Annotated in this window: 19 protein-coding genes; 9 read left to right on the forward strand and 10 right to left on the reverse strand. The window is 71.1% G+C overall.

Translation table 11 applies throughout. From position 1 onward, the window contains the following. Positions 1-89: 89 nt before the first annotated feature. Complete coding sequence (locus tag AB0H86_RS23065; RefSeq protein ID WP_362441715.1) at positions 90-884, reverse strand: methyltransferase domain-containing protein; 795 nt, start codon at positions 882-884, stop codon at positions 90-92. A gap of 325 nt (positions 885-1209) precedes the next feature. On the opposite strand from AB0H86_RS23065, the gene AB0H86_RS23070 reads away from it, so the two are divergent. Then, positions 1210-2337, forward strand: a complete 1128-nt coding sequence (locus AB0H86_RS23070; protein WP_362441718.1) for a magnesium and cobalt transport protein CorA — start codon at positions 1210-1212, stop codon at positions 2335-2337. A gap of 20 nt (positions 2338-2357) precedes the next feature. On the opposite strand, the gene AB0H86_RS23075 is transcribed toward AB0H86_RS23070, so the two are convergent. The 3 genes from AB0H86_RS23075 to AB0H86_RS23085 form a co-directional block, all read right to left on the reverse strand. After that, positions 2358-2789 carry a CBS domain-containing protein gene (locus AB0H86_RS23075; protein WP_362441721.1) on the reverse strand — a complete coding sequence of 144 codons (432 nt, stop codon included), beginning with the start codon at positions 2787-2789 and terminating at the stop codon, positions 2358-2360. Between the two features lie 105 nt (positions 2790-2894). Then, positions 2895-3308: a PPOX class F420-dependent oxidoreductase gene (locus tag AB0H86_RS23080; protein ID WP_362441724.1), complete on the reverse strand. Its 414-nt coding sequence runs from the start codon at positions 3306-3308 to the stop codon at positions 2895-2897. An 88-nt stretch (positions 3309-3396) separates the two neighbouring features. Next, positions 3397-4029 carry a uridine kinase gene (locus AB0H86_RS23085; RefSeq protein WP_362441727.1) on the reverse strand — a complete coding sequence of 211 codons (633 nt, stop codon included), beginning with the start codon at positions 4027-4029 and terminating at the stop codon, positions 3397-3399. Between the two features lie 129 nt (positions 4030-4158). Here AB0H86_RS23085 and AB0H86_RS23090 point away from each other — a divergent pair, with 129 nt between their 5' ends. From AB0H86_RS23090 to AB0H86_RS23100, 3 genes are all read left to right on the forward strand, one after another. Then, on the forward strand, positions 4159-4902 hold the full coding sequence (locus AB0H86_RS23090) for a DUF2293 domain-containing protein (RefSeq protein WP_362441730.1): 744 nt from the start codon (positions 4159-4161) through the stop codon (positions 4900-4902). 102 nt (positions 4903-5004) lie between these two features. Next, the gene (locus AB0H86_RS23095; protein ID WP_362441733.1) at positions 5005-5484 is read left to right on the forward strand and encodes an anthrone oxygenase family protein; all 480 of its coding nucleotides are present in this window, start codon (positions 5005-5007) and stop codon (positions 5482-5484) included. A 292-nt stretch (positions 5485-5776) separates the two neighbouring features. Continuing rightward, complete coding sequence (locus AB0H86_RS23100; RefSeq protein WP_362441736.1) at positions 5777-7264, forward strand: glutamate synthase subunit beta; 1488 nt, start codon at positions 5777-5779, stop codon at positions 7262-7264. A 53-nt stretch (positions 7265-7317) separates the two neighbouring features. Here AB0H86_RS23100 and AB0H86_RS23105 read toward each other — a convergent pair whose 3' ends face one another. Beyond that, positions 7318-7794 (reverse strand): carboxymuconolactone decarboxylase family protein, encoded by a 477-nt coding sequence (locus tag AB0H86_RS23105; protein WP_362441739.1) that lies wholly within the window; start codon positions 7792-7794, stop codon positions 7318-7320. Between the two features lie 47 nt (positions 7795-7841). Between AB0H86_RS23105 and AB0H86_RS23110 the strand changes: the two genes are divergently transcribed. Next, positions 7842-9362, forward strand: coding sequence for a PLP-dependent aminotransferase family protein (locus AB0H86_RS23110; RefSeq protein ID WP_362441742.1), 1521 nt, complete (start codon positions 7842-7844; stop codon positions 9360-9362). On the opposite strand, the gene AB0H86_RS23115 is transcribed toward AB0H86_RS23110, so the two are convergent. The 3 genes from AB0H86_RS23115 to AB0H86_RS23125 form a co-directional block, all read right to left on the reverse strand. Then, positions 9311-10123, reverse strand: a complete 813-nt coding sequence (locus AB0H86_RS23115) for an SAM-dependent methyltransferase (RefSeq protein ID WP_362441745.1) — start codon at positions 10121-10123, stop codon at positions 9311-9313. The genes AB0H86_RS23110 and AB0H86_RS23115 overlap by 52 nt on opposite strands. 95 nt (positions 10124-10218) lie before the next feature. After that, on the reverse strand, positions 10219-10473 hold the full coding sequence (locus tag AB0H86_RS23120) for a DUF397 domain-containing protein (RefSeq protein WP_362441748.1): 255 nt from the start codon (positions 10471-10473) through the stop codon (positions 10219-10221). Next, a complete protein-coding gene (locus AB0H86_RS23125; protein WP_362441751.1) occupies positions 10474-11334 on the reverse strand; it encodes a helix-turn-helix transcriptional regulator in 861 nt (286 codons plus the stop codon). It lies immediately after the preceding gene. A gap of 254 nt (positions 11335-11588) precedes the next feature. On the opposite strand from AB0H86_RS23125, the gene AB0H86_RS23130 reads away from it, so the two are divergent. The 3 genes from AB0H86_RS23130 to AB0H86_RS23140 all read left to right on the forward strand — a co-directional run bounded on the left by AB0H86_RS23130 (position 11589) and on the right by AB0H86_RS23140 (position 14922). Beyond that, positions 11589-12299 (forward strand): ATP-binding protein, encoded by a 711-nt coding sequence (locus AB0H86_RS23130; RefSeq protein WP_362441754.1) that lies wholly within the window; start codon positions 11589-11591, stop codon positions 12297-12299. Beyond that, positions 12290-12742, forward strand: a complete 453-nt coding sequence (locus AB0H86_RS23135) for a hypothetical protein (RefSeq protein ID WP_362441757.1) — start codon at positions 12290-12292, stop codon at positions 12740-12742. The genes AB0H86_RS23130 and AB0H86_RS23135 overlap by 10 nt, the downstream gene beginning before the upstream one ends. 284 nt (positions 12743-13026) lie before the next feature. After that, positions 13027-14922, forward strand: a complete 1896-nt coding sequence (locus tag AB0H86_RS23140; protein WP_362442474.1) for an ABC transporter ATP-binding protein — start codon at positions 13027-13029, stop codon at positions 14920-14922. A gap of 2 nt (positions 14923-14924) precedes the next feature. Here AB0H86_RS23140 and AB0H86_RS23145 read toward each other — a convergent pair whose 3' ends face one another. Both AB0H86_RS23145 and AB0H86_RS23150 read right to left on the reverse strand, forming a co-directional pair. Beyond that, on the reverse strand, positions 14925-15110 hold the full coding sequence (locus tag AB0H86_RS23145) for a hypothetical protein (RefSeq protein ID WP_362441760.1): 186 nt from the start codon (positions 15108-15110) through the stop codon (positions 14925-14927). A gap of 218 nt (positions 15111-15328) precedes the next feature. Continuing rightward, positions 15329-16672 carry an amidohydrolase gene (locus AB0H86_RS23150; protein ID WP_362441763.1) on the reverse strand — a complete coding sequence of 448 codons (1344 nt, stop codon included), beginning with the start codon at positions 16670-16672 and terminating at the stop codon, positions 15329-15331. Between the two features lie 137 nt (positions 16673-16809). Here AB0H86_RS23150 and AB0H86_RS23155 point away from each other — a divergent pair, with 137 nt between their 5' ends. After that, a complete protein-coding gene (locus AB0H86_RS23155; protein ID WP_362441766.1) occupies positions 16810-17760 on the forward strand; it encodes an endonuclease/exonuclease/phosphatase family protein in 951 nt (316 codons plus the stop codon). The last annotated feature ends 19 nt before the right edge of the window (positions 17761-17779 follow it).

Genomic DNA, 17779 nt, shown 5'->3' on the forward strand with positions numbered 1-17779 from the left:
GGCCGGCCCTGTCCACGCCTACCTACGCCGCCCCATCGCCCCCTTCGCCCAACCGCCCAACCGCCCCGGCGTCAACTTCCGCCGCTCTCCTAGCCCTTGCGTCCCCACGCCGAGATCATCGGGGCCGTGGCGAGGTCCATGGCGCCGGAGGCGACGTTCGCGAGGTGGCGGTCGATGTCCTTGGCGGTGGCGATGCCCGCGGTGACGAGTTGGTCGCGGATCTGGCGGACGGTGGCCGATTCCAGGGCGGCGCAGGCGGGCGAGCTGACCGGGAAGTAGGCGTCCGCCTCCACCCGGCGCAGGCCGGCCTCGCGGAGCAGCCGCGGCAGCCTGCGCCCGTAGGCCAGATCGGCGCCCCGGTCGGCGAGGAGTTGACGGAAGCCCTGCCTCAGCCGGTTCGCGAGTTGCTGCTCGGGGCCGTGCTCGTCGGGGCAGAGCAGCGGCTGGAGGGCCGGATCGGCGTCCTCGACCAGGAGGCGCCCGCCCGGTCGCAGGGCCTTGACCATCGATCGCAACGCCCTTTCCCGGTCCGGTACATGAACGAGGACGAGCCGGGCGTGCACCAGGTCGAACGCCGCCTCCGGCGGGTCCTCGGCACCCACGTCGTGCACCCGCACCTGCACCGGCGGGCGCGCGGCCGCGGCGACCCGTGAGGTGTCGATGTCGGTCGCGAGGACCCGTCCGGTCGGGCCCACCTTCTTGGCCAGCCAGGACACCACGGAGGTACCTCCGGCCCCGACCTCCCAGCAACGCCAGCCGGGTCCGACGCCGAGGCCCTCGAGGTGCCGGAAGGTCGTGGGGTCGAAGAGCGCGGCGAGGGCGTCGAAACGTTCCCCCGCCTCGGTCTGCCCGTTGTCGAGGAGATACCCGTCGGTTCGCGTCATACCGCGATCATCCCAGTTGCCCGGCTTGTCCGGAGCGGTCGACGCGATGCGACTCCTACGACGAGATGGCCGCGCTCCTGTCGGCACACGGCCCACGTCCGTCCGACGGACTACCCACGTCCGTCCGGTGCACAGCTGACGGTCCTGCCCCCGGATTCCCCGTGTCCAGGCGTCCACATCCGGGCACGAAGCCGTTGTCCACAGGCGGGAACCAAACGGAACGTCCTGCTCCCACAGGCTTACCCGCCGCTCACTCCGAGCTGGCAAACTGGCACGCCAGGGCGCAGGAATGTGGCGCGGGGGAGATCCACGCAAGGAGATCCATATGTCCATGGCAGGGAATCTGCGGAAGGTCACGAGCTTCGGCAGGGTAGGGGGCCTCCGCAAAGTGGCGCGGCTGGCGCGGCGGCGCCCTCGCGTCGACCTGAGCCATCCGGCCCGGTCCCCGCTGGGCTCCTCGGTGGTCAACTGCGTGACGTATCGGGAGGGTGTCCGGATCCCCGCCGGCAGTGACTTGGTCGACGCGGTGGAACGGGTGCGCAAGAACCGCGACGGATTCGTCTGGCTCGGCCTGCACGAGCCGACGGACCAGGAGTTCGCGGGTGTCGCCGAACTCTTCGACCTGCACCCGCTGGCGGTCGAGGACGCGGTCGAGGCGCATCAGCGCCCGAAGCTGGAGCGCTACGGCGAGACGGTGTTCGCGGTGTTCAAAACGGTCTGCTACGTCGAGCACGAGGAGCTCACGGCGACCAGCGAAGTGGTCGACACCGGCGAGATCATGGTGTTCGTCGGCGAGGACTTCGTGATCACGGTGCGCCATGGGCGGCACGGCTCGCTGGGGCCGTTGCGCGAGACGCTGGAGTCCTCTCCCCAGCAACTCTCCAAGGGCCCGGCCGCGGTACTGCACGCGATCGCGGACCATGTGGTCGACGACTACCTGCACGTCACCGACTCGGTGCAGGCGGACATTGACCTGGTCGAGACGGCCGTGTTCGCGGAAAACGGCGCGCGGGTGGACGCGGGGCGCATCTACCAGCTCAAGCGGGAACTCCTGGAGCTCAAGCGGGCCGTCGTGCCGCTCGGGCGCCCGTTGGAGGAGCTCGCCACCCGACCGATGCGGGTGGTCGACCCGGAGATACAGGCCTACTTCCGTGACGTCTCCGACCACCTGCTGAGGGCCAAGGAACAGATCGCCGCCTTCGACGAGTTGCTCAACTCCATCCTCCAGGCCCATCTCGCGCAGGTGACGGTCGCGCAGAACGAGGACATGCGGAAGATCACGGCCTGGGCAGCCATGGTCGCCGTACCGACGATGGTGTGCGGCGTCTACGGCATGAACTTCGAGCACATGCCTGAACTGCACTGGCGGTTCGGCTACGGCCTGATCATCGGCGTGATATCCGTCGCCTGTGTGTTCCTCTACCGGGGCTTCCGGCGCAACGGCTGGATCTGATCGGACCGGAGCGACGGCGGTCAGTGGGCGCCGGCCGTCCGGGCGTAGACGCTCTCGGCCCAGGCCGCGATCTGGTCGTCCGTGAGGTTCTGGGCCAGGTCGGCCTCACTGATCATGCCGACCAGGCGCTTGTCGTTGATGACGGGGAGCCGACGGATCTGGTGCTCCTGCATCTCGTGGAGCACCTCGCTGACATCGGCGCTGGCGTCGATCCAGCGCGGGGTGCCCCGGGCCATCTCGCCCGCGGTGACCTCGGCCGGGTCGTGGCCCATGGCCACACAGCCGACGACGATGTCGCGGTCGGTGAGGATGCCGCAGAGCCGTTCGTTCTGGTCGCTGATGGGCAGAGCACCGACATTGAGGTCGCGCATCAACTGGGCGGCGCGGTCCAGGGTCTGATGGGCGGGGATCCACTGTGCGCCCCGGTGCATGATGTCTCCGGCGGTGGTCATGGTGGTACCTCCCGGTGCCGGGCGGCCGGCGCGGAGCGGGGTCACCGCAAGTCCCGGCATCCAACATTCTCGCGGCGCCGCCCGGCGCACGCACCCGGAGCGGGCTCAGGCCGAGAAGCCCACGATTTTTCGCGGGACGACACGGATGATCACGCGGACCTCGTCGTCCTTCTCGGCGGGCGGGTCGATGCCGAGGTACTTGTGCGAGAGCTCGTGCGGGAGTCGCTTGTCCTCGTCCGGGAGGATCTCGGCGGTGCCGCGGATCTCGACCGAGGTGTAGGGGTTGGCGAGGTCGAAGACCGACAGGCTGACGCGGGGGTCGCGGCGGAGGTTGCGCACCTTCTGGCGCCCGTCGGTGGAGGAGAAGAGCACGGTGTCGTCCTCGCGCTTGATCCAGACCACCGAGTTCTGCGGGGCGCCGTCGGGGCCCAGGGTCGCGACGGCGGCGAAGTTCCTGCCGTCGAGGAGTGCGCGGACCGAGTCGTCGAAGGTGACGGGATCACTGGAGGAGGTCGTCATGGAGGCAGCGTAGTTAAATGCGCGCGCATATAAAGCGGTTTGGTGGATCTGCGAACGGAGGTGGATCCGCGGAGGGAGAGGGCCTCGGTCAGCCGTTCCAGGCCGGGTGACGTGGATCGTCGGCGCGCACGAGGACATCGGCCGTGCCGGCCGGGTCGGACTCGTTCTCGTAGCGCTCGAAGGCGGGCAGCGTCCAGTGGTCGGACTCGGGGGTGCGGCGCCGCAGGGCCCCCGGCGAGAGAAGCACGTGCACGGTCAGATCGAAGGGGAACCAGTGGTGCAGCAGGAGGGGACCGTGCAGCAACAGGAAACCGGCGGGCGGGAGTTGGACGTAGGGGCTGCGGGTGGCGCGGTCGGTGGCGGGGTCCCACAGGTCGGGCAGGACCCGGCCGTCGCCGCCGGGTTCGAGAGGGCCGAACACCTCGCGCCACAGGGCGGCGGTGTCGAACCAGCCGGTGTAGTAGGCCTCCGGGTCCCGGTGGCCGTACTCCAGGCGGAGCGAGGCGGGGCGCAGGAAACCCTGTGTCCCGACGGCCAGCGAGGCACGGCCGCGTATCCGGAGCGCTGCCGATACGCGGTCGGCGAGGTCGCCCGGGCGGGCCGCGGGGGCCCCGTCGAAGGCGATGCGCGGCCAGGGGCTGCCGTCGGCCGGTTTCAGGTCGAGCAGTCGCTCGGCGAGCTGGTCGCCGAGCCGGTCCCAGGTGATCGCTTCGAGTCGCACACGGCCCATGATGCGTCAGGCCGCGTTCAGGACGCGTCACGCTCATGGGGGCGGTCGCCGCCTGGCCGCGGCAGACCAGGACGGGTGGAGGGCGTAGTTCCGGGGGCGGAAGTCGGGAATGAACCCTGTATGGCGCACCTCGCAACTCCCCCTTCCCGTACCGGAACCCGAACCGGATCCCGAACCGGATCCCGAACCGGACCTCTCGTCGTCCAGCCGCTGCGGAGACGGCAGTGCGCGGAGTGCCGGCGCGGGCCGTTGTCGCTGGTCGTCGTCGAGGACGGCGCGCCTCGGTGCCTCGACTGTGCCGATCTGGGGCATCTGGTGTTCCTGCCGCGCGGCGACACCGCGCTGACGCGCCGGTCCCGGGAGGAGAGCACGTTGTCGGCGGTGGTCGTGCGGTTCAACCGGCGCAAGGGACGGTACGAGCGGCAGGGCGTCCTCGTCGAGGAAGCGGGGCTCGCCCGGGCCGAGGCACGCTGCCTGGCCGACGCGGAGGCACGGCGCCGACGCCGGGTTCGGGACGCTGCGCGGCGGGCGGCGCAGGACGTGCGGTTCACGGATGCCTTCGCGGCGGAGATACGACGGCTGTTTCCCGGGTGCCCGCGGGCGCGGGCACGGGAGATCGCCGAGCACGCCTCGGTGCGGGGCAGTGGCCGGGTGGGACGGAGCGCGGCGGGGCGGGCGTTGTCCGAGGGGGCGGTGACCTCGGCGGTCGTGGCGTCCGTACGGCATGTGGAGACGCCCTATGACCAGCTGCTGATGAGCGGGGTGGCGAGACATGAGGCGCGGCGGCGGATCGCGGGGGCGGTGGAGATGGTGGTCCGGGGGTGGCGGGAGGACGAGGACGGGGTGGAGGTGGCGGCCGGGTGAGAGCTGGACCGGGGCTGCTGTGGGGGACGGGATTCGGGGATTCACTGGTGGTGACGGTGGGTGCCGGGCCGAGGCTCGGCGGATGCGGGAGTGGGTGTTGGCGTGATCGATGGGCCGTACTTCGTACTGACCATGGTGGGTGTGTTGGGGACCGGTTTGGTGGCGGGGGTGTTCTGCGGGTTCTCGACCTTTGTGATGCGTGCGCTGGCCGCGTTGCCGCCCGCTCAGGGCGTCGCCGCGATGAACGCGATCAACGTGACAGCGGTGCGGCCCGCGTTCATGCTCGTGTTCACCGGGACTGCCGTGGTGTGCGCGGTGATCGCGGTGGTGACGTTCGTGTTGTGGCCGGACGAGGGGACGGTCGAGTTGCTGGTGGGCAGCGCGCTGTATCTGTTCGGCGTGTTCGGGCTCACCGTCGTGGCGAACGTGCCGCGCAACGACGCGCTGGCCAAGCTGGACCCGGGCACCCGGGAGGCGGCCGCGTACTGGCCGACGTACGTGCGCGAGTGGACGATGTGGAACCACGTCCGCACAGTCGCCTCGGCCGCGGCGGCGGTTGCGTACGTGCTGGCGCTGACCTGAGCGCGGGCTGGATCCCAGCTGAGCGGGAGCCTGACCCAGCCTGCGAGAAAGCGCCGTCGGACGCTCTGCAAGGGGGACCCACGGGACGTATCGTGGCCGAAAGAAGTACCTGGAGACGTACCGAACGATGCACCGCACCATGCAGCAGACGATGTACCGGACGATGTACCGGGCTATGTATCAGACGATGTACCGGGCTGGGTATCAGACGCAGTGCCGCAGGACTGCCGCCCGATGACGCACGGCCACGTCGGACGCGCAGGCGTCGCACGCGCAGGCAAGGAACACACCCATGGCCGATCCCAAGGGATTCATGACCACGCCCCGCCAGGACTGGCCGCGCCGGCCGGTCGAGGAACGGGTCCGGGACTGGGACGAGGTGTACGTCCCCGGGGCGCTGCTGCCCATCGTCAGCAAGCAGGCGGACCGCTGCATGGACTGCGGTGTCCCGTTCTGCCACGACGCCTGTCCGCTCGGCAATCTGATTCCCGAGTGGAACGACCTCGTGTCCCGGGAGGACTGGCGGGCTGCCTCGGACCGACTGCACGCCACCAACAACTTCCCTGAGTTCACCGGCCGGTTGTGCCCGGCGCCCTGCGAGGCGGGATGTGTGCTGGCGATCAACCAGCCCGCGGTCACGATCAAGAACGTCGAGGTCGCCATCGCCGACCGGGCCTGGGAGCTCGGGTTCGCGCCGCCGAGCCCGCCGGAGCGGCTGTCCGGGCGGACGGTCGCGGTGATCGGCTCGGGACCCACCGGCCTCGCCGCGGCACAACAGCTGACCCGCGCGGGGCACACGGTCGCCCTGTACGAGAAGGACGACCGGCTCGGCGGGCTGATGCGCTATGGCATCCCCGCGTTCAAGATGGAGAAGAGCCATCTGGAGCGCCGGATCGAGCAGATGCGGGCCGAGGGCACGAAGTTCCGTACGTCCACCACGGTCGGGCGGGACATCGACGCCGCGGAGCTGCGTGCGCGCTACGACGCCGTGGTGATCGCCACCGGCGCGACGGCATGGCGTGAACTGGATGTTCCGGGGCGCGAGTTGGCCGGTGTGCGACAGGCGATGGAGTATCTGCCGCTGGCCAACCGGGTGCGCGAGGGGGATCTGGAGGTCTCGCCCCTGTCCGCCGCCGGGCAGCATGTCGTCATCGTCGGCGGCGGGGACACGGGGGCCGACTGTCTGGGCACGGCGATACGGGAGGGGGCCGCGTCCGTGACCCAGCTGGACATCTACGTCCAGCCCGGCGCCGAGCGCGACGAGGACGCCGAGCCGTGGCCGACGTATCCGAAGGTCTACCGGCTGTCGGCCGCGCACGAGGAAGCGCGGGACCTGCGGACGGCACCGGCGGCGAACGCCGACGCGCGCCTGTTCGCCGCGTCCACGCTCCGCTTCACCGGGGACACCGACGGGCATGTGCGGTCGCTGCACCTGATGGAGGTGGACGCGCGGCGGCGGCCGGTGCCGGACAGCGGACGCAGCCTGCCCGCCGACCTCGTGCTGCTCGCGCTCGGTTTCTCGGGTCCGGACCAGGAGGACGGGCTCATGGGTCAGTTGGGGCTGGAACTGGAGCCTCGCGGGACGATCGCGCGGGACGCCGGGTTCGCCACGAACGTCCCCGGCGTGTTCGCCGCGGGGGACGCCGCGCGGGGACAGTCGTTGATCGTGTGGGCGATAGCGGAGGGGCGGGCGGTGGCGGCGGCCGTCGACCGCCATCTGACGGGCAGTTCGCAACTGCCGTCACCGATCGGCCCGTACGACCGCCCGATGGTCGTGTAGCCGTGTAGCCGCGCACCGCCACCGGGCTGAGGAGACCGGCGGAAGCGGGCGCGTCAGCGGCGCTCGTCCGTCCCGGCTACCTTGCCTGTCGACAGTGCCAGCCGGTTCCAGGTGTTGATCGTGAGGATCAGGGCCAGTACACGGGCCAGTTCCTGGTCGTCGAAGTGGGCCGCGGCCCGGGCGTAGACGTCGTCCGGGACACCTGCGTCGGCAACGCGTGTCACCGCCTCCGTCAGGGCGAGGGCGGCCTGTTCCTTCTCGGTGAAGAAGTGGCGGGCCTCGCGCCAGACCGCGACCATGTGCAGCCGGTCCTCGTTCTCGCCGGCCTTGCGGGCGTCGTTCGTGTGCATGTGCAGGCAGTACGCGCAGTGGTTGAGGTGTGAGGCGCGGATCTGGATCAGCTCGACCAGCGCCGGGTCGAGGCCCTCCCGGGCCGCGGCGTCGAAGCCGACGAGGGCGCGGAAGACCCTCGGGGCGGACTTCGCGAGGTCCAGGCGGGTCCGCCGGACGTCAGTCGTGTTCGTCGTCATGTGCATCAACCTACGATCGGAAAAGACCCTCTGTAGGGTGCATTTCCATGGATGAATCGTGGGTCAATTCCGCGGAGCGCATCGGTGCCGACCTGCATCTGGAGCTGTCCGGCCCGGGCGGTCGGCGGGCCGCGCTCATCGGGGCGCTGCGCGAGGCCGTACGCAGCGGGCGGCTCGCCCCGGACACCCGGCTGCCGCCGTACCGTTCGCTCGCCGCGGACCTCGGGATCGCCCGCAACACGGTGGCCGACGCCTACGCGGAGCTCATCGCGGAGGGCTGGCTGACCGCTCGCCAGGGCTCGGGCACCCGGGTGGCGAAACGGGCCGAGCCGCTGCGCCACACCGTACGAGTGCCGCGCAAGGGACCTTCCCGCGCGCGTGGGCCCCGGCACGATCTGCGCCAGGGCACCCCGGACGCGTCGGCGTTCCCGCGCGCGGCCTGGCTCACCTCCTACCGGCGGGCTCTCCAGCAGGCGCCCAACGAGGTGTTCGGGCCCGGTGACCCTGCCGGCCGTGTCGAGTTGCGGGAGGCACTCACGGAGTACCTGGCACGCGCGCGGGGTGTGCGCACCGAGCCGGGCCGGATCGTGATCTGCTCCGGTTTCTCGCACGCGCTGCGGCTGCTGTTCGGCCAGGACCGGGGCGGCGGGGGCGGCGTGCTGCGCGGTCCCCTGGGCGTGGAGGCGTACGGGCTGGGCTTCCACCGGGAGTTGCTCCGGGCCGCCGGGGTGCGGACCGTGCCGCTCCCCCTCGACGAACACGGCGCGCGGGTCGACGGGCTGGGGCGTGAGCGGGCCGTGCTGCTCACCCCCGCGCACCAGTTCCCGACCGGCGGACCGCTGGATCCCGCGCGCCGGGCCGCGGCCGTCGACTGGGCACGCGCGCGTGGGGCGGTGATCCTGGAGGACGACTACGACGGCGAGTTCCGCTACGACCGCAAACCGGTCGGTGCCGTCCAGGGCCTCGATCCCGAACGTGTGATCTTCATCGGCTCGGTCAGCAAGAGCCTGTCGCCCGCGGTGCGGCTGGGGTGGATGGTGCTGCCGGAGCGGTACGTCGACGATGTACTCGCGACCAAGGGCGAGCGCGAGACCTGGGCGAGCGTTCTCGACCAGCTGAGTCTCGCCGACTTCCTGTCCTCCGGGTCCTACGACCGTCATGTGCGGCGCATGCGTCAGCGGTACCGCGGCCGTCGGGACCGGCTGGTCGCGGCGCTCGCCACGCACGCGCCGCATGTCGAGGTCACCGGTGTCGCGGCCGGCCTGCACGCGGTGCTCAGGCTGCCGCCGGGCACCGAGCGGTCCACAGTGAAGGCGGCCGCCTGGCAGGGCGTCGCCCTGGACGGCCTCGCCGAGTTCCGGCACCCGGAGACCGACATGGCGGCGGGCGACGGTCTGGTCGTGGGGTACGCGACGCCCTCGGAGCACGCGTACGCGGCGGCGCTGGACGCGCTGTGCGCGGTGCTCCCGCCGGAGGAGGCACCCGCGGCGGGGTTCACTGGTAGTGGTGGTGATGCTCAGAGCTTGCGTGCCACCGCCCCGTACCCGGGAATGACCCCGTCGTCCTGACCGGGGACCGGGTCGCCCAGTTCGGGGTGCCACAACTGCGGCACCTCGACGCCGGGTTCGACGAGTTCCAGGCCGTCGAAGAAGCGGGCGAACTCCTCGCGGGAGCGCAGCGCCAGGGTGACGCCGGCCGCCTTGAGCTTCTCAGTGGCCGCCTTCGACTCCTCGGGCGTGAAGTCGGCCGTGGCGTGACTGACCACCAGGTAGCTGCCCGAGGGCAGTTCGGACAGCAGCCGCGCCACCAGCTCGTGGGCGCCGTCCTCGTCGGAGACGAAGTGCAGCAGCGCGATGAGCGAGAGCGCGACCGGCCGGCCGAAGTCCAGGACCTTCCGGGCGCCTTCGAGGACGGCGTCCGGGTCCCGCACGTCGGCCTGCAGGTACTCGGTCGCCCCCTGGTCCGTGCCGCGCAGCAGGGCCGCCGCGTGGGCGAGCACGATCGGGTCGTTGTCGCAGTAGACGACCCGCGCGTCGGGGGCGACCCGCTGGGCGATTTGGTGGAGGTTCGGTTCGGTCGGGATGCCGGTGCCGACGTCCAGGAACTGGCGTACGCCGTGCTCGGCGAGCCAGCGCGTGGCCCGCTGCATGAAGGCCCGGTTGACCCGCGCCATCACCGGCACCCTCGGGTCCAGGGCCAGCATCTGCCGGCCCATCGCCTCGTCGACGGGGTAGTTGTCCTTGCCGCCGAGATACCAGTCGTACATCCGCGCCGGATGCGGCCTGCTGGTGTCGATCTCGGCGGCGCCGAAGGGGTCCTGCCCGGTCATGAGGCACTCCGAAAGACGCGATGGGTATTCAATCAGCACCAAAATTAAGGGAGTTGAGCGAGAGAGAGGCAATCATTCGAAAAAACGGCAATGAGTCAGGAGAGGAGGAAGTCGGCCTCCCCCGCCTTGGCGCCCTCGATGAAGGCGGTCATCTCGTCCGTGGTGTAGATCAGCGCGGGGCCGTCCGGGTCGGTGGACTGACGGACGGCGATCCGGCCGTCGGCGAGCTTCATCGCCTCCAGGCAGTTGCCGCCGTTGCCGCCGCTCCAGGGCTTGTGCCAGCCCTCGCTGCCCAACTCCCGTGCGGGCATACCGTTGTAGACGCGACGGCGCGGCTTGATGCGATTCATTCACAGCTCCTTGCGGAGATCCCGGAGGATCTCCTTCGTGCGATGTGCAGTAGCGGCCTGCGCCGCCATGCGGTCCATGACCTCGAGGTGGGTCGCCACCTCGGCGCGCGCGTCCAGATAGACGGCGCCGGTCAGGTACTCGCTGTAGACCATGTCCGGGAGTTCCGGCACGGCGAATCGGAAGAGCACGAAGGGGCCGTACGTACCCGGGTGCGGCCCGTTCGCGAACGGGGCGATCTGCAGGGTGACGTTGGGCAGCTTCGTCGCGTCGAGCAGCTTGTCGATCTGGGCCCGCATCACCTCCGGGGTACCGACGGAGCGGCGCAGCACGGTCTCGTCCATCACGACCCACAGCCGGGGCGCGTCCTGACGGGTGAGCAGTTCCTGGCGCCGCATGCGCAGGTCGACATGGCGCTCGATGTCGTCGGGGCTGGTCTGCCCGATGGCACCCGACTCCAGGACGCCCCGCGCGTAGTCCTCGGTCTGCAGCAGCCCGGGGACGAAGTGCGGCTCGTACTGCCGGATGCCGGCGGCCGCCCCCTCCAGGCTCACATGCATCGAGAACCAGCCGGGCAGGACGTCGTGGAACCGCTGCCACCAGCCGGGTTTGTTGGCGTCCTCGGCCAGTTGGACGAACGCCTCGGCCTCGTGGTCGGAGATGCCGTAGGCCTTCAGGAGCAGTTGGAGGTACGGGATCTTCAGCCCGACCTCGGCCATCTCCATCCGGCGGACCGTGGCGGGGGCGACCCGGAGGATGCGGGCGGCTTCCTCACGTCTGAGCCCCGCGCGTTCCCGCAGGTCCAGAAGGCGCCGACCGAGGACAACCTGACCGACCGTCGGCGCGGACCGCGGTTCGCTCACCCTCCACCTCCACAAAAGTCCCTGACCGGACGGCCCTTGAGGAACGGGCCGGTCACCAAAGCATGCTCACAGCCCTGCGGCGCCATTCGAAGACCTGTCCAAAGATCTGTACGGATACGTACGGATCCTCGCTGATCCCAACTGGCGCCGCTCTACGTGCTGTTGTCAGCAGTGTGCCACGGCCTTTCACCGCGTTACACAGCACTCTGCATTTTTCAGAGTGACACTTGCCAAGTGTTCATGGCGGGGCGATAGTGGCAAGCGTGATTCCGTCCGCGCCCTTAGGAACAGACGCCGCCGCAGGCCGCCCCCTCGGTCTCGGACTCGGTGCCGTTGGGGGTCCCCCCGCTCCAGCCCGTTCGAGAGTGGGAGAGGGAGTGGGCCCGGAGCGGACCGCTGCCGAGCGCCGGTTCCGATTCGAGCTGGCCGCCCATCCGGGTTCTCCCGCGCAGGCCAGACGCCTGACACTGGCGCGGCTGACCGGCTGGTCGGTGTGCGCGGACACCTGCGACTCCGCGGTCCTGGTGGTCTCCGAGCTGGTCACCAACGCCATCGTGCACACCGCGAGCCGCCGGGTGGTCTGCGAGCTGCACGACGGTGAGGACCTGGTGCGGATAGCCGTGCGTGACGAGGGTTGCGCGCCTGGTGAGCCTCACCCCTCGCCACAGCGGCCCGACGAGGAGCACGGGAGGGGACTGTTTCTCGTCGACGCCCTCTGTCACGCCTGGGGAGCCCATGAGCACGGCCCCGGCCTGCTGGTCTGGGCGGAGCTGCCCCGCAAGGGCGACACACCTCGCACGGGCGACACACCTCGCACGGACTCCGGCCCCCGCAACGACCTGGGCTGGGGCGCCCGCCCGAAGCCGGGCCCGTCCAGCAGCTCGGGAAGCGCCGCCACGACGGGGACGCACCCCGGCGGCGCGGGGGGAGCCCGGCGGCACGGGACGGGGGCCGAATGGGCGTAAGGGCCGGGGCCGACGGCGGCCCGATACTGAGCCTGGACACGCTGGTCCGCCTCGGACGCGGGCCACGCACCCCGGGAACCCCCCGGCGGCTGTCCGTGCCCGAGGGCATGACGGCTCCGCTGGGCTGTGACGCGGTGGTGGTGCCCGCACGGTTCGGGCCCCAGCTGATGCCGCGACTGCCGCGCGTCGGGTGCGTCTACGCCGACGAGGCGAACTGGTGGTGGATCGTTCCGTCCGACTCCGACTTCGCCCTGGAGTGGCCCGCCCCGGCGCGGTACGCCACCGGTGCGGTCGTAGCGGACGGTCCGGGCGAGTCGGGCGAGCCGGGCCTGATCCACCGGCCGATGGGGACCATTCCGTACACCCCGCCGATACCGCTGTACCTGGCCCTGTGTCGGCTGACGGGCACGACGCCGACGTGGTCGAGACCCGTCAGCGCGTAGGTCGCCCCAGGCTCCCCTCCCCTCCCGTCCCCTCTCTCCCCTCTCCTCCGCGCTCCCCCTCTCCGGGCCCGCGCCGGCGTCTCGCCGGGTGTGCGCCCGCGCGCTCCGTCCGCCTCGGCACACGCCCTGCCCGTGACGAGTCCGCCCCGCGATAGTGGCCGTTCGTCCACGATCAGGGGAGGTCGACGGTGGGAAAGACGCGCGACGCGGATCAGGGCGGCGCGGGCACACCGGAGGTGTCCGAGTCGGAGCAGCTGCTCTTCGGCGGACCGTTGCGCTACGACATGGGCTGGAACTCGCACGCGGACGCGTTCCTGGAGCTGAACTTCCGGGCCATGGTGACCCGTCTCCCTTCCCTGCTGACGGCCAGCTTCCGCCTCGCCTGGCAGGCCGACCGACGGGACGCCCGGACCGTGCTGGCCGCCGAGGTGGGCCGCGGCCTGACCCAGGCCGTGAGTCTCCTGGCCGTCAACAACGTGCTGGGCCGGCTGATCGGCGGCGGCGCCCTGGAGGACCGGTTGCGTGGTGCCGTCCCCGCCCTGGTGGTGATGGCGGCCGCGATGCTGGTCGGGGCGCTGCTGCGGGCCGCGTCGACCTACGCCACCGGGCGACTGGAGCCCAAGGTGGAGCGGGTGGCCACCGAGCGTTATCTGGAGCGGGCGGCGACCGTGGAGCTGGCCGCGATCGAGGACCACGCCTTCCACAAGCTGCTGGACACCGCGCAGTACGGCGCCGCTTCCGCCCGGCGCATGATCTCGTACGCCACCCGTGTGGTGAACGCGATGATCTCCCTGATCGCGGCAGCGGGCGTACTGACCGTGCTGCACCCGGCGCTGCTGCCGCTGCTGGTGACGATGACCCTGCCGAGCGCGTGGAGCGCGCTGACCATGGCTCGCCGGCGCTACGAGTCGTTCCACGCCTGGGTGCAGCACGCGCGCGCGGGGCGGCTGCTCGGCGCCCTGCTGATCGAGCCGGAGGCGGCCCCGGAGATCCGGGTGCACGGTGTGGGCCCGTTCCTGCTGCGGCACTTCCGCGCCATGTCGGAGACGGCGGAGGCGGAACAGGCCCGCCTCGCCCGGCTGGCAGCCCGTACGGGTCTGATCGCGGCGGGCTGGACGGGCCTGGCCACGGCGGCGACGTACGCCACGCTGGGCGGACTGCTGCTGGCGGGCGCGATGGCGCTGTCGGTCGCGGGGACGGCCGTGATCGCCATCCGCACCGGCTCGCAGAGCCTCGACACGCTGGTCGTGGAGGTGAACGCGCTGCACGAGGAGGCGCTGTTCGTCGGCGACCTCCAACGTCTTTACGTCGAGGCGGCCGAACGGGCGATCCCGGTGGGCGGGGCGGCCCTGCCGGACGAGCCGCGCGAGATCCGGTTCGAGAACGTCTCCTTCACCTACCCGGGCGACGCGACCCGTCCCGCGCTCGACGACGTGACCCTCCGTGTCCCGCTCGGCAAGATCGTGGCGCTGGTCGGCGAGAACGGCTCCGGCAAGACGACCCTGGTCAAGCTGCTGGCCGGGCTGTACGCCCCCGACGACGGCCGGATCCTGTGGGACGAGGTGGACGCGGCCGGCGCCGACCGGCGGTTGCTCGCCGAGCGGGTCGCGATGGTCGCCCAGGACTTCAAGCGGTGGCCGTTCACCGCCCGCGTCAATGTGGCGGTCGGCCGTTCCTCGGCGCCGCTCACCGACGAGCGGCTCACCGAGGCGGTCGCGCAGGCCGGGGCCGAGGAGGTGGTGGTGGATCTGCCGCGCGGTCTGGACACCCTGCTGGCCCGCAACTTCAGCGGCGGCCACGAGCTGTCCGGCGGTCAGTGGCAGCGGCTGGGGATCGCCCGGGCCGCGTACCGGCGCGGGCGCATCCTGATCGTGGACGAGCCGACGGCGGCCCTGGACGCCCGGGCGGAGCTGGAGGTCTTCGAGAAGATCCGCGCTCTGGCAGGCACCGGGCAGACCGTCATCCTGATCACCCACCGGTTGGCTTCCGTCCGGCACGCGGACCTGGTGCACGTCCTGGAGCAGGGCCGCCTGGTGGAGTCCGGCACGCCGGACGAGCTACTGGAGACCGGCGGGGTCTACGCGGAGTTGTACTCGCTCCAGGCGGAACAGTTCACGGCGAAGATCCCCACACGGACAACCGCCCGGACGCCACAGGTGCCCGCCCCGAAGGCGGGCTGACCTCACGCGACGGCGTCGGCCGCACCACCACTGCGCACGATCACCAGGAACGTGTCCGTCGCGAGGTCCATCACGACCTCGGCGGGCAGTCCTTCAAGCCGCCGCGCGTGCGCGAACTCCTCCGCCGGCCACGAGCCTCGCGGCCCACCTGCGGGAAAGCGTTCGAGCACTGTTCGCCCGTTCACCACCCTGCACCTCCAGAAAGCGTCGTACTTGTAGGAGTTAACGCCTTCCAGGCGGAGAACGCCTCGGTCGGTTGCTGGACTGAGACGTAGTTGACACGCGTTCAGCGCGCAGCGTGAGAATCCGGTTACCGAACGGTCACTTCCACTACCGTTCGTGTCACATCTCGTACTCATCGTGACATCGGACGTGATCACCTCCGTGGGCGGCCATCGGTGGTTTCTCAGGTGTCGTAGTTCTGGATGCGCCTGCCGTGGCTCCGGTCGACGAGGGCGGGCAGCCGCTCCGCCACCACCGCGGGGACGTCGATCGTCAGGAGTTCGCGGTCGCGCATCAGGATTCGTCCGTCGACGATCGTCGTACGGACGTCGGCGGAGCGGGCGCTGTGCACGAGGGTCGCGGCGAGGTCGTGGACGGGCTGGGTGTGCGGCCCGGTGAGGTCCACGAGGACGAGGTCGGCCCGCCGGCCCGGCGCGATGCTGCCGACGGCCTCGCCGAGGCCCACCGCCCGGGCGCTCTGCAGGGTGGCGTGGTGCAGGGCCCGACGGGAGGTCAGCCAGCGCGGGTCACCGGTCGTGGACTTCTGGACCAGCGCGGTCAGCGCCATCGACTCCCACACGTCGAGGGAGTTGTTGGAGGCCGCTCCGTCGGTGGCGAGCCCGACGGGCACGCCGATGTCGTGCAGGGCGCGGACGGGTGTGGTGGTGGGCCAGGCGAACTTGAGGTAGCCGCGGGGCGCGGTGGCGACAGCGGTACGGCCGCCGGCGCCTTCGAGGAGGGGGAGGTCGCGTTCGACGATGCCGGTGCCGTGGGCGAGGAGGACGTCCGTGTCGAGGATCCCGGTGCGCTTGAGGACCTCGATCGGGGTGACACCGTGCCGGGCGAGGCTGGTGTCGGTCTGCTCGCGGTTCTCGGAGGCGTGGATGTGCACGGGAAGGCCGTGCGCGTGGGCGAGTTCGGCGGTGGCGGCGAGGTCGGCGTCGTCCACGGTGTAGGGGGCGTGCGGGGCGAGGGCGGTGGTGATGCGGCCGTCGGCGCCACCACGGTGTCGTAGCGCGAACTCCAGTGACTTCTCCCGCCCTTGGGGCCCCTGCGAGGAGAAGTACGCCTCCCCCAGGTGGGCGCGGATCCCGCACTCGGTGACGACGGCGGCCACCGCGTCCATGGCGAAGTAGTGGTCCGCGAAGCAGGTGACGCCGCCCCGGATCATCTCGGCGCAGGCGAGCCGCGCCCCCAACTCGACGTCCTTCTCGGTGAGGTTGGACTCCACGGGCCAGACGACGTCGTTGAACCACTCCTCGGTGGGCAGGTCCTCGGCGAGGCCGCGCAGGGCGACCATCGGCGCATGGGTGTGGCAGTTGACCAGCCCCGGCAGGGCGACCTGTCCGCGCGCGTCGAGACGCTCCCCGGCCGGCCGGTCCGCGACCGCGGCGGCGGTCGTCACGGACTCGAGGACTCCGTCCCGTACGACGATCCCGGCGTCCTCCTCGAACCCGATCCGTTCTTGATCGTCGTGCACGAGGACGGTGCATCCGGTAATGATGAGATCAGCGGGAGAGTCACTCACCGGGCCAACGTACGACGCCGTAGTCGCCTCGTGTGAGCCGAACCGCGCATCCCGTCACGGCTCTGTCGCATCCATGGCCGGACCAGCACCCTGGCCTCACCACAGCCCGCCCGAAGGCTTCTGGAAAGGAGCCCGGCATGCTCGTAGGCACCTGGAACCTGGAGAACCTGTTTCGTCCCGGCGGCCCGTTCGGCCCCAAGGACAAGGCCGAGTACAAGGAGAAACTCGCCGCCCTCGCCGTTGTGATCACACAGCTCGATCCGACGCTGCTGGGTGTGCAGGAGGTCGGGGATCCGGAGGCGCTGCGGGACCTGACCGAGATGCTCGACGGCGACTGGACATTCGAGCTCTCCGAACACCCGGACAGCCGGGGCATCCGGGTGGGCTTCCTCAGCCGTACGCCGTTGGAAGTGCTGTCGGACACGAACGAGTTCCCGTCGAAGCTGCGTCCGGTGCAGTCGGACGACGAGGGGGCGACGGTGGGGAAGGCGGGCCGCGGCTTCCTTGCGGTGGAGGCGGACACCGAGATCGGGCCGCTGCGGGTGGCGGTCACCCATCTCAAGTCGAAGCTGCTGACGTATCCGGGCAACCGCTTCCAGCCGCGCGACGAGGGCGAGCGGGCGCGGTACGGGGCGTACGCCCTCTACCGGCGGGCGGCGGAGGCGACGACCTTGCGGGCGCTGGCCGACGATTTGTTGGACGGCCAGGGCCGCGAGCGGGACGTGGCCGTGCTGGGCGACCTGAACGACGAGGTGCAGGCCGCCACCACGCAGATCCTGCTGGGCCCGCCCGGCTCGGAGATCGGCACCGGCGGCTTCGAGGCGCCGGACCGGGGCGACGCGGTCCGGCTGTGGAACGTGGCCCCGCTCATCCCCGCCGAGCAGCGCTTCTCCCGCATAAACTTCGGCCGCCGCGAACTCATCGACCACGTCCTGGTGAGCCACCGCCTGGCCCACCGGATCACGAAGGCGGGCACGGGCCTGCCGCACGACGAGACGCCGCGGCTGCCGTCCGTGGGGTCGGATCCGGCGGAGCGGCTGGGGGCGCCGGGGTCGGATCACGCACCGGTGTGGGTGCGGGTGGAGTAGAGGTCCGTGGCGTCACCGT

Source organism: Streptomyces sp. NPDC050997, from assembly GCF_040660135.1.
Classification (GTDB): Bacteria; Actinomycetota; Actinomycetes; order Streptomycetales; family Streptomycetaceae; genus Streptomyces.